Here is a 9,211-nt window from a genome sequence, read left to right as displayed (position 1 = left end):
CTACGGGTGTTTGACAGCAATGGGGATGGCATTTTCTCGTCGCTTGATGACCAGTTCTCCCAGTTCAAGGTGTGGTGGGACAAGAATGGCAATGGCCGGGTCGACGAGAAGGAAATTTCATCCCTTGAGGCTGTAGGCGTCGCATCGATCGATCTGGCTGGCGAAGCCGTCAATCAGAGTTGGGAATGGGGTGAGAACATCACCGTCAATACCGGCTCATTCACCCGGACTAACGGCACGGTGGGTTCCTTCAGCGACGTTGCCCTAAGCTATGACACGGCGAATTCGCAGAACGCAACTATTAGCAGGGCAGCATCGCAACTGAGCGAAGCGATGGCTAGCTTTTGGGATGGACGGGGCACTGCTCCATTCGGTAAATTTGAAGCCCTGGCAGAGCGACGGGATAATTTCCTGGCAGTAACTCGTGGAGGGTGGCGGTAGTTCATCAACGGCGGCCAGTTGAAGACTGGCCGTCCATTCCATTGCGGACACGGATGTTGCACGGAACAGGCTGTTCGCTTTTGTCCGCCTTCCGCGTGCAGGCATCAAGGAGATTGCGATTGTCGCGCCATATCTCGACAGCCGCTGTCAGTGTCCGCCACGCTTGCGGGTCGCCTGCGCGCATCATGCGCGCACCCGCATCCCATAGTGCCGACTCACCGATGATATGGGCCGCCATGCTTTCGGGCATATGCCAGCCTGTCGGCAAGGCCCGTAGAATAACGCCAGGAAGGATCGCCCAGAGCAGACATCCAGCCAGCAAACCACCGTTTGCGGCCCACAGGAGATGCTTGCGCTGTTCCCGGCCCTCATGGGCGATGGGGATGAATGCGCGTATGGCTTTGGCCGCCTCCAGATGGACCTCCCGCGCCTCCTTGAGGGTCACGGCGTCAGCGCGACGCGACTTCTCCGCCGCCGCGTCCATTCGTGCGGACATTTCCTCGGGCGTCCATTGCATGGCCGGCTTTCCAGATATGCCGGCCAGTGCCTGCGCGATGGCGGCAAGACGCGCATTCATCTGCCCCAATGTCGCGCTATAATCGGGAATATCGATGTTCGACCGCTCGGCGGCCAGATGTTCGATCGCGCGGGACAGGAGAGCGATCCGGCCATCAAGACGCGCGAACGCCTGGGCAGCGGTTTCCTCTTGCGGTTCCGTTTCGCTTAACAGCGATTGCCCGTCATCCATAACGACTTCTCCTTGCTAGCGGCTGATGCCCCACCCACGGTCGAGATCGCGTCCGTGGTCGAAGGGAATGGAATCGGCAAGTTGGCGGGGCAGGTCGCGTCCCATGTCGCGGCCAATCTCCAACCCAAGCTCGCGGCTGCGCAGGCCCAGCACGGATTCAAGCTGGGCGTCGCGTTCGAGGCTTTTCGCCATGACGGCCATCTGCTGCGCGGCACTCTTCGCGCCCCGGAAATTGCCGTCCCGGACAAGCTCATCATGCTGCCGCTGCAATTGCTGCCAGCCCTCCACGAACCTGTCGGCACGTTGGAACGGATCCATGCGGATTTCCGTCTCCAACTGCATCGCGCGCATCGCCGCCTGGCCGCGCCCTCCGGCGGCCTCGCGGACAAGCTCCGGACTGCCCTTGAACGCGCTATCGAGGTCGGACGCGCCTTCGGGCCGCACCGCGTTCAGAGCGTCGCGCGCCCGATCCAGCGCCTCGCGCTGGTGCGGCATGGCGTCGAGGCCCTGCGCACGGGTCTGCCGGATGGCGTCGAACGCTCTGGCGTAGCGCTCGATAGCGCCGCGCACGCCGCCCGCGCGAAGCGCCTGCGGCTCGTGTTCATGCTGGCGCTGTTCGCTTCGCCCACGCGCCTGCTCCTGCTCCGGGCGCTCGGCCTTGGGCTGGAACCCTGCAAATATGTCGCGTCCCTGCTGCGCCGGGATGCTGGGCCGGAAATTGTCGAAGATCCCGCGCGCTTTGTCTGCCCCCGCACGGACGATTTCCGCGACACGCTCGCGGAAGGTGATGCCGCGTCGCTCGGCGAAGGTGCGAGCCGGGTCGGCTTGTCGGTAATCGGTCGCCATCTCCTTCGTCCGCTCACGGCTGAGCGTGCGGACCAGCCGGGACTGATCGCGGAAATCATCGCGACCATAGTGGAGCGCCAAGCCGTCGCGATGACGCGAGAGGGCGACATAGGCGCCATGGCGGTCCATCCCCGGCGTCGCCAGCACATGCACCCTGTCCACGGTCATGCCCTGTGCCTTGTGGATCGTCGCGGCATAGCCATGGTCGAGGTCGCGATAGTCCTTCGTGTCGAATGCCACTGAACGCCCGTCATCGATGCGAACCGCCATATGGTCTTTGTCCACCTGTTCGATGGTGGCGAGCGTGCCGTTCTTCACGCCAAGGCTGCGCTCGTTGCGCAGGAACATGATGCGGTCGCCGCTAGAGAAGTCGCGCGGGCCGCGCTCCACCTGCCAGCGCACATCCTCGCCCAGCTCGCCCGCTGCCTGCATCCGCTCGCGCGCCGCGTCGTTGAGTTCGCGCACCTCGGCATTGGTATGGGTAAGGATGATGCGGCTGGCATTCGGATTGGCCTGCCGCTCGCGGTCCCAGCGCTCGACAAGATCACGCCGTGCCTCGTCACGCGTCTCGGCCTGATGCACCATGCCCTTGTCGGCATAGGCGGCAATCGCCTCGCCGGTCCTGCCGGTGGCGAGGTGCCGGGTGGCATCGCGTTGCCAACCCTCATGCTGGCGACGGACCTGCGTGATCTCGACGCCGCCATGCCGCTCATGGATCGCGCGGAACGCCGCACCCGCCTCGATCGACTGCAATTGCTGCGGATCGCCGATAAGGACGACCTTGGCCTCGGCCTCAGCGGCATGGGACAGCACGCGCTCCAACTGGCGCGTGCCCACCATGCCCGCCTCGTCGATCACCAGCACGTCGCGGGCGTTGAGCAGATCGCGCCCCTGACTCCAGCCATGCTCCATGCTGGCGATGGTGCGGGAAGCAATGCCCGAACCGTTCTCCAACCCTTCGGCGGCGATGCCCGCCAACGCCACACCGCGCACGTTGAACCCGGAACCTTCCCATGCCTCGCGCGCCACGCCCAACATCGCGCTCTTGCCGGTTCCGGCATAGCCCAACACCAGTGACAATCCGCGTCCGGATGTTATGTGTCGCAAAGCGATTTCCTGCTCTGCACCCAGAGCGAGACCTCGACTCTCGGCGGCGCGAATGGCGTAGATCGTCGCCGCCGGGAGACCATCGTCCCGGTGCGCCGCCAATTGATCGGCCGCCCGGCTCATCCGCTGCTCGGTCTCGATCATCTCGCGCGACGTGAACCGGTCATCACCGCGTCCGTCCTTGCCCAGGGCGATCAAGTCGGGCGAACCGCGCACCGCGTGCATGGCGGCATTGAACTGCTCCTGCCCGTCGCTGTGACGGTGGAGGAACATGGCCATATCGCGGTTGGTGAACGTCGCCTGTTGGTGCGTGATGGCGTCAAGCGCGATGCCGGGGTTTGCGATGATGCGTTCGCCATTCTCCCGCGCGATCTCGCGGTGCATCTCGGCGCGGTCGGCTTCGAGGCCATGCGCGTCCATCCGGTGCGCCGGACCGCCGATCTTGCTTTGCGGTTCCAGATCGATGCCCTGATCGGCGAGGCTGCGATGATCGATCCGGGCGTCTATGTCGAGTTCGGCCAACCGTGTGTTGACGTGGTCGGCCCAGCTTTCGCGCCAGTGCCCTATATTCGCATGGTCGTTCCATTCACGGACCTTCTGCCCCAAGCCATCCGGGCCGACTTCGCGCATGGTGAGCATGACATGGGCATGGGGCTTGGGCTGGCCGTCCGCGCCGATATCCCAATGCACATTGAGATCGGCGATCATGCCGCGATCGACAAACTCGGCCTGCACGAAATCGCGGGCCAGTTCGATGCCCTGCGCCTTGCTCATCTCGCGCGGGATGGCGAACTCCACCTCGCGGGCAAGCTGCGCGTCCTTGCGCTTCTCGAAGGCCTCGACGTCATTCCACAGCCGTTCCCGGTCACGCCATTCATCCGGCGCGTTCTGTGGCAGCATGATTTCGCTATGCTCGACGCCGGAGCGGGCGCGGAAATCATGGTCGCGGTCAAGGCGCTCATCGTGCAGCCGTTCACCCGCGCGATAGGCCGCCTCAGAGACAGCGCTGCGACCAGAAGCGCGGCTGATGACCTGAACGGAGAAATGGAAGATCGCCATGACGGCAATCCATTTACACTTCAAGCAGCACGTCGGCACGACGTATAAGCGCGCCCTTCTCGAAAATTTCTCGGACGGGACTAGGCGGTGTCAGGCTGTCCCGGCGACTCTACTGCGCGGCGGCGAGGTTTATCTTATCATCACCGCATCTTCACTCAATGGAGACTTTGCGATGCGCAAGCCGCGCGACTTCGATTCGGAACTCAAAGCCCTTGCCGACAAGGCGAAGGCGCTCAAGGAACGCCGCGTGCGGCAGTTGGGCGAACTGGTGGCGGCATGTGGAGCCGATGCCCTCGACGCCGATCTGCTGGCAGGCGCACTGCTTCATGCCGTCACGGCGAAGGACGCCGCCACGAAGGAGGGCTGGCGTAAGGCGGGCGCGGCCTTCTTTCTCGGTGAGAAACGCCAGCCTGCGAGCGGACCTGATCGCGGCCCAAGCGGCACTCTCCCGCTTGAAGGCGGCGGGACATCGGCTTGAAGCACGAAAGGCGCGAACCGACATGCGCGAATGGGTCATCAAGCGCCGCGAACGGACGCGGCACCTGATCGAGCTGGGCGGCCTCGTCATCAAGGCCGGATTGGTCGATCTGACCGACGATGATCGCGCCATCCTCTACGGCGCCTTCCTCACCGCCGCCGACAGGCTGCGGGGGCCAGAGCGGAGCAATGCGCTGGCGCTGTGGCAACGCAAAGGCAAACGCGCGTTCGAGGCGGAGAAGCCATCGGCTAATTGATCGTCGCAGGTGCGGAGGCCCTATCGCGCAACCATTGCTCGAACTGATCCGGAGCTCGCGCGATATGGCGAATGGCGCGGAGCATGCGATACCGCACGATCCATTGGAACGTCCCCATGCGTTCGGCGATCCGTGCATAGCTCAATCGATCGACGCCGTGCAGGATAAAGGTGGCGTGAACGCGTGGAGGCATGGCCGCAACGATCATCCGCATGAGGGTCTGGTCGTCGTCGCTGTCTCCGGGCCATGGGATCGGACCGGCGATGCCCAATGCCCACAAAGCTTCCTCGCAATAGGCGCGATGGCGCCGATGCAGGTCAGCCTCGGCAAGGGCAATGCGCGGATCGTCACGACGCCGGGGTAATTCGCCATCAAGCATGATGCGGATCATGCCGAGCGCCTCGACGAGGCAGGATTCCACCGCCTGCGCGTCGATGGACAATCGACGGGCGATTTCATCATAGGACAGGGCATCCAGACGAACGAGCAGGAATATGACGCGCGTCAGGACCGGCAGGCGATCGACGGCTTTCCGGTAGGCGGCGAGCCGCTCGACCTCGGGGTCAGGCGCATCGGCCATGACGTGCCTCTCGATGAACCGAGACCATGTCGTTCAGCCGCTCGCGGCAGAGCCGTTCGGTCAGGCCGTGCAGCAGCATCACGCGTTCCATCGCCCATTCGAGTTGGTCGGAACCGATGCGATAGGAACGGCCATAGCGGACCTCGACATAGGCACGGCGAATGCAGCCGAAGGCGCGGCGCTCGAACGGGGTCGCGCGTGGCCATGCGATGGACAGGCGCGGCTCGATCGACTCGGCCCTTTCGCGCAGTTCATCCAGCGCATGGGTGCGCGGACCATGCAGGGTGATCGTCCAGAGAACACATTGGTAAAGATGCTCGCACGCCTGATGCAGCAACAGTGCCGCCATGGGCGCATTGCCCTCGCTCCGGTAGAAGGCCGCGCCCAGCAGGAAATCGCTTGCCCGATCATGCCAGCGGGCGAACTCGGACTGTCCCCGCGCATGCCGTTCCTGCATAGGTAGCAAGCGTGGCGACAGGAGCCGGAAACCTTCCATCTCATAGAGCGGGATGCCTTCGCCCGCGATGGTGACGAAATGGGGAATACCCTCGGCCAGAGCGCCGTTGACCTGCTCCAGGCTATGGACGGTCAGCCGCACCGGGCGAGCGATCTCGCCAAACTCCCATGCGCGGCGCAGGCGGTCGCGCACCAGTCGCCAATCCTGCTGCCTGCGCGCCAGCCGAAGATGATTGACGATCGCCAGCAGATGGAAGGCATCCTCCGGCGCGACATTCCACGAATCGGACCGCGCATGGGAACCATGCAGGATCAGGGTCAGGATACGGCCTGATCGATAGTGCTCGGACAATCTGCCCTTGAGGCTTTCGGCGAAGGCTTCGAACAGCATCGCCGTGACCGTGCGAAGGTCCTGCCGCACCGGCCATGGCAGATGCTCCCTGTCGGTGGACGGCATCATGACCGGGTTTCCGGTTGTTCGCGACGCCAGCCGTTCGGGCGGCGATGGCCGGTAACGTCATGCACGCGGTCGAGCAAGGCGCGCAGCAGAGGGCGAACCTCGTCCACCATGAACCCGCCATTGTCGGGGGGCGGCGCATCGATCCGATGGGCATGGCCCCACTTCCAGTACGGGGAAAGAATGGCAGCAAGGCGCGCCATGTCGGGACAGTCATGCCCAAAGCCGGTCGCATTGGCATGGGCGAGCGACTTGGCGACATCCAGCCGGATATGGCGGGCGTTCCACTCGTCGGCAAAACCAACGTCGAGCAGGTGGGAGGAAAGCGCAAGCTGGGCGACAATGCCGGACCGGTACAGCATCTCACCGCCGTCATTGTCGTAGAGGCCGTGCTCCAGTCCCCAATAAAAGGACTCGGCATTGTGATAGCGGAAGCGGCTCAGGCTTCGTCCCGCCTTGGTCCGAACAAGGGCTGCTGGTGAATCGCCATAAAGGTCGTGAAGATCGGCCAGAGCCTCGCTCCAGGGCGAAGCAATCAAAGGAACCGCAATTGGTGCGGTCGTCAGTGCCCGGAGCAGCGCGCGGCGCGATGTGCCGCCTACCGAATCATCAGAAGGAAAATTGGGTGAGGTCATCGGCCTGCCTTCCTCATTTCGCCATCCTGAAACGCCGAATGGCGATCTGGAGGCATTAAGCGGCACCGCTTATAACTCGGAATGGGGGAAATATGCAATAACCGGCACCGCTTAATCTGCTTCCGGTTGAATGGGTGTCGTGCGCGGTTACGACACAATTATGGGAAGGCCGCCGCTCAACGTGAAATCGACCAACATCCGTTTGCCGGAAGGTCTCGGCGAGCGAATTGACAAGCTGGTCGGGCGGCAGCGCAGGGCCGCGTTCATCCGCACTGTGCTTGAACGGGAAGTGGAGCGGCTGGAGGGTGAACAAAGTGCAGCCGGGAAGGGCGGCGGGTCATTCCCCGCTTGACGGAAAACCCCAAACGGCGGCTTTCGAGTATTCGCTGAACGCGGCGGGATTTCCGTGTTTTGCCAATACTGGTAGAAGCAAAAGCGCCCGGCCATGCCGGGCGGCCTTTCGATCCAGGTGCGCTTATCCGTCCCGATCCCGGTTGTAGCTAGGCGAAAATAACCCGGAGCCGATGTCGTCTCCGGGTTGAGCAGGGTTAGGCGGCCTGAGCCATGGACTGATCCTCAGCACTTTCATCCGAGGGCTTTCCGATTTCCAGCAGCGGGCCGATCAAGTTCCACCGTTCGACGCTGCCGACGCCGCCCCGTTCGGTGTAAGCCGTGGGCGGAAAGGCCATCCAGCGCGGCACCCAGTTTTCGGCTTTGGCGCGCCCGCCCGTTCCAGCAAGATAGTCCCGGACAATCTGGCGCTGCACCTTGGCGCTTTCCCCGGCATTGGCCGTCGCGACGGTCTTGCCTGCCACCTCCGCCACCAGATGGCCGATCACCTCCCGGTCGCGGACCAGATCGAGCAAGGCATCGTCGGCCTGCCAGACCTTCGCCATATCGACGTTGAGCATAGCGCCCAGCAATTCGACCATGGCGCTGCCCGCTTCCAGCGTCTCGCCCATGACGATGGCGAGAATGTCCAGCACGGCGTCGTCGGTCAAAGTCATCAACTGGCGGAACAGGCCGGGCAGGCCGTGGTCGCCCGCATAACCGTTGGTGACGGTCGGCGTATCGGCATCGAAGTCCAGCAGGGCCAGCACGGCGCGGCGCTGGGTGTCGAACAGCGCTTCCGACGCGCTGCTTTCCACACTCTCGGCAATTGCATCATTATGGGCACGCTGCCGCTCCACATCGATCCGCCATAGCGACGATCCGACGATGGCATGGGCGACCATCAGGCGCAGGGCGATAGCGGGCTGTGACAATAGCGAGGCGCGCACGGCGGCATGGCGATGGAGATCGACATAGTTCTGGATTGGGGCACTGATCTCCGGGCGAACCGGCTTGGCGATGGTCTCGCCTTTCTCCCGCTTCCGCGCTTCCTTGATGGTGATGTAGCCTTCATGGAAAGTCACCTCGCCGCGATGGCTGATGACGGCATAGACCTTGCCACCCTTCCTCTTGGGGCAGCGCTCGTGCTCCCATGTGTGGAAATAGGCTCCCCGCTCCAGAATGACGACTTCCTGCCATCCCGCTTCACGATAGGCGTCGGCGCGCTCCTCGACCGCCGTCATTTGCGCGGTCCAGAAATCGGAAGCGCAGGCGAAATAGCTCTCTTCCCCGAACAGGTCAGCGACGATCTCGCCGCCAAAGCTCGCGAGGTCGAACAGGGCTGACTTGGTGGAAATGGCGGCACCTCCGCAAAGCCATGCCCGCAAATTCTGGCCGACTGGCGCGTGGCGATCATCATCGTCCAGCAGGGCCAGCCACTCGCGCTGTTGCACCTTGGAGGCGAGGGTCAGGTGGCGGACGGTGACTGCATCGATTGCCTCGGCCCGGTAAAGATTGCGGATGCGGGGCAGGAGATTGCCCAGTGCGAGAGTGCGCTTCACCTGCAGGGCAGTCAGACCGAAGGTCAGGGAGATATCCTCCACGCTTCGCCCCTCCCGGACCAGCCGGGTGAAGGTTTCGTGGCGAGTCATTTCGTCGGGGTCCAGCCGGGCGATATTCTCGATCAGCGAGGCCTCCAGCGCCGCCGCGTCGTCGCCTGCCTCCATGATGGCGCAGGGCAGGGACGCGATACCGTCAGTCTCCCCCGCGACAGCCAGTGCGGCATGGTAACGCCGCTTGCCTGCTACGATCTCGTAC

General features: G+C 63.7%; 11 protein-coding genes. 5 read left to right on the top strand and 6 right to left on the bottom strand.

The window, feature by feature from the left end; genetic code table 11:
• Positions 1–441: SPM autocatalytic domain-containing protein (locus MJ601_RS21490; RefSeq protein ID WP_242130439.1), on the top strand; the 441-nt coding region annotated here is incomplete at its 5' end.
• Between the two features lie 4 nt (positions 442–445).
• On the opposite strand, the gene MJ601_RS21485 is transcribed toward MJ601_RS21490, so the two are convergent.
• Positions 446–1,189: a DUF6118 family protein gene (locus MJ601_RS21485; protein ID WP_242130438.1), complete on the bottom strand. Its 744-nt coding sequence runs from the start codon at positions 1,187–1,189 to the stop codon at positions 446–448.
• Positions 1,190–1,204: 15 nt separating this feature from the next.
• Positions 1,205–4,201: a Ti-type conjugative transfer relaxase TraA gene (traA, locus tag MJ601_RS21480; RefSeq protein ID WP_242130437.1), complete on the bottom strand. Its 2,997-nt coding sequence runs from the start codon at positions 4,199–4,201 to the stop codon at positions 1,205–1,207.
• A 172-nt stretch (positions 4,202–4,373) separates the two neighbouring features.
• Here traA and traD point away from each other — a divergent pair, with 172 nt between their 5' ends.
• Positions 4,374–4,679, top strand: coding sequence for a conjugal transfer protein TraD (traD, locus tag MJ601_RS21475; RefSeq protein WP_242130440.1), 306 nt, complete (start codon positions 4,374–4,376; stop codon positions 4,677–4,679).
• A gap of 22 nt (positions 4,680–4,701) precedes the next feature.
• Positions 4,702–4,935, top strand: a complete 234-nt coding sequence (locus tag MJ601_RS21470) for a conjugal transfer protein TraD (protein ID WP_242130436.1) — start codon at positions 4,702–4,704, stop codon at positions 4,933–4,935.
• On the opposite strand, the gene MJ601_RS21465 is transcribed toward MJ601_RS21470, so the two are convergent.
• Genes MJ601_RS21465 through MJ601_RS21455 form a run of 3 tightly spaced genes read right to left on the bottom strand, consistent with a single transcriptional unit; the run spans position 4,928 to position 6,967 of the window.
• Positions 4,928–5,515, bottom strand: a complete 588-nt coding sequence (locus MJ601_RS21465; protein ID WP_242130435.1) for a sigma factor-like helix-turn-helix DNA-binding protein — start codon at positions 5,513–5,515, stop codon at positions 4,928–4,930. The two genes, MJ601_RS21470 and MJ601_RS21465, sit on opposite strands and share 8 nt — an antisense overlap.
• Complete coding sequence (locus MJ601_RS21460; protein ID WP_242130434.1) at positions 5,499–6,431, bottom strand: HEPN domain-containing protein; 933 nt, start codon at positions 6,429–6,431, stop codon at positions 5,499–5,501. The genes MJ601_RS21465 and MJ601_RS21460 overlap by 17 nt, the downstream gene beginning before the upstream one ends.
• A complete protein-coding gene (locus tag MJ601_RS21455; RefSeq protein WP_348635611.1) occupies positions 6,428–6,967 on the bottom strand; it encodes a hypothetical protein in 540 nt (179 codons plus the stop codon). Before MJ601_RS21455 ends, MJ601_RS21460 begins: the two co-directional genes overlap by 4 nt.
• 82 nt (positions 6,968–7,049) lie before the next feature.
• Between MJ601_RS21455 and MJ601_RS21995 the strand changes: the two genes are divergently transcribed.
• Together MJ601_RS21995 and MJ601_RS21450 are read left to right on the top strand one after the other, a co-directional pair.
• On the top strand, positions 7,050–7,178 hold the full coding sequence (locus tag MJ601_RS21995; protein WP_281061382.1) for a hypothetical protein: 129 nt from the start codon (positions 7,050–7,052) through the stop codon (positions 7,176–7,178).
• A gap of 24 nt (positions 7,179–7,202) precedes the next feature.
• The gene (locus MJ601_RS21450; protein WP_242130432.1) at positions 7,203–7,415 is read left to right on the top strand and encodes a hypothetical protein; all 213 of its coding nucleotides are present in this window, start codon (positions 7,203–7,205) and stop codon (positions 7,413–7,415) included.
• A 196-nt stretch (positions 7,416–7,611) separates the two neighbouring features.
• Here MJ601_RS21450 and MJ601_RS21445 read toward each other — a convergent pair.
• On the bottom strand, positions 7,612–9,211 hold a 1,600-nt coding region (locus MJ601_RS21445), incomplete at its 5' end, for a ParB/RepB/Spo0J family partition protein (protein WP_242130431.1).

The organism is Sphingobium trunci, assembly GCF_022664535.1.
Lineage (GTDB): Bacteria > Pseudomonadota > Alphaproteobacteria > Sphingomonadales > Sphingomonadaceae > Sphingobium.
This window is presented reverse-complemented; position numbering and strand designations above follow the sequence as displayed.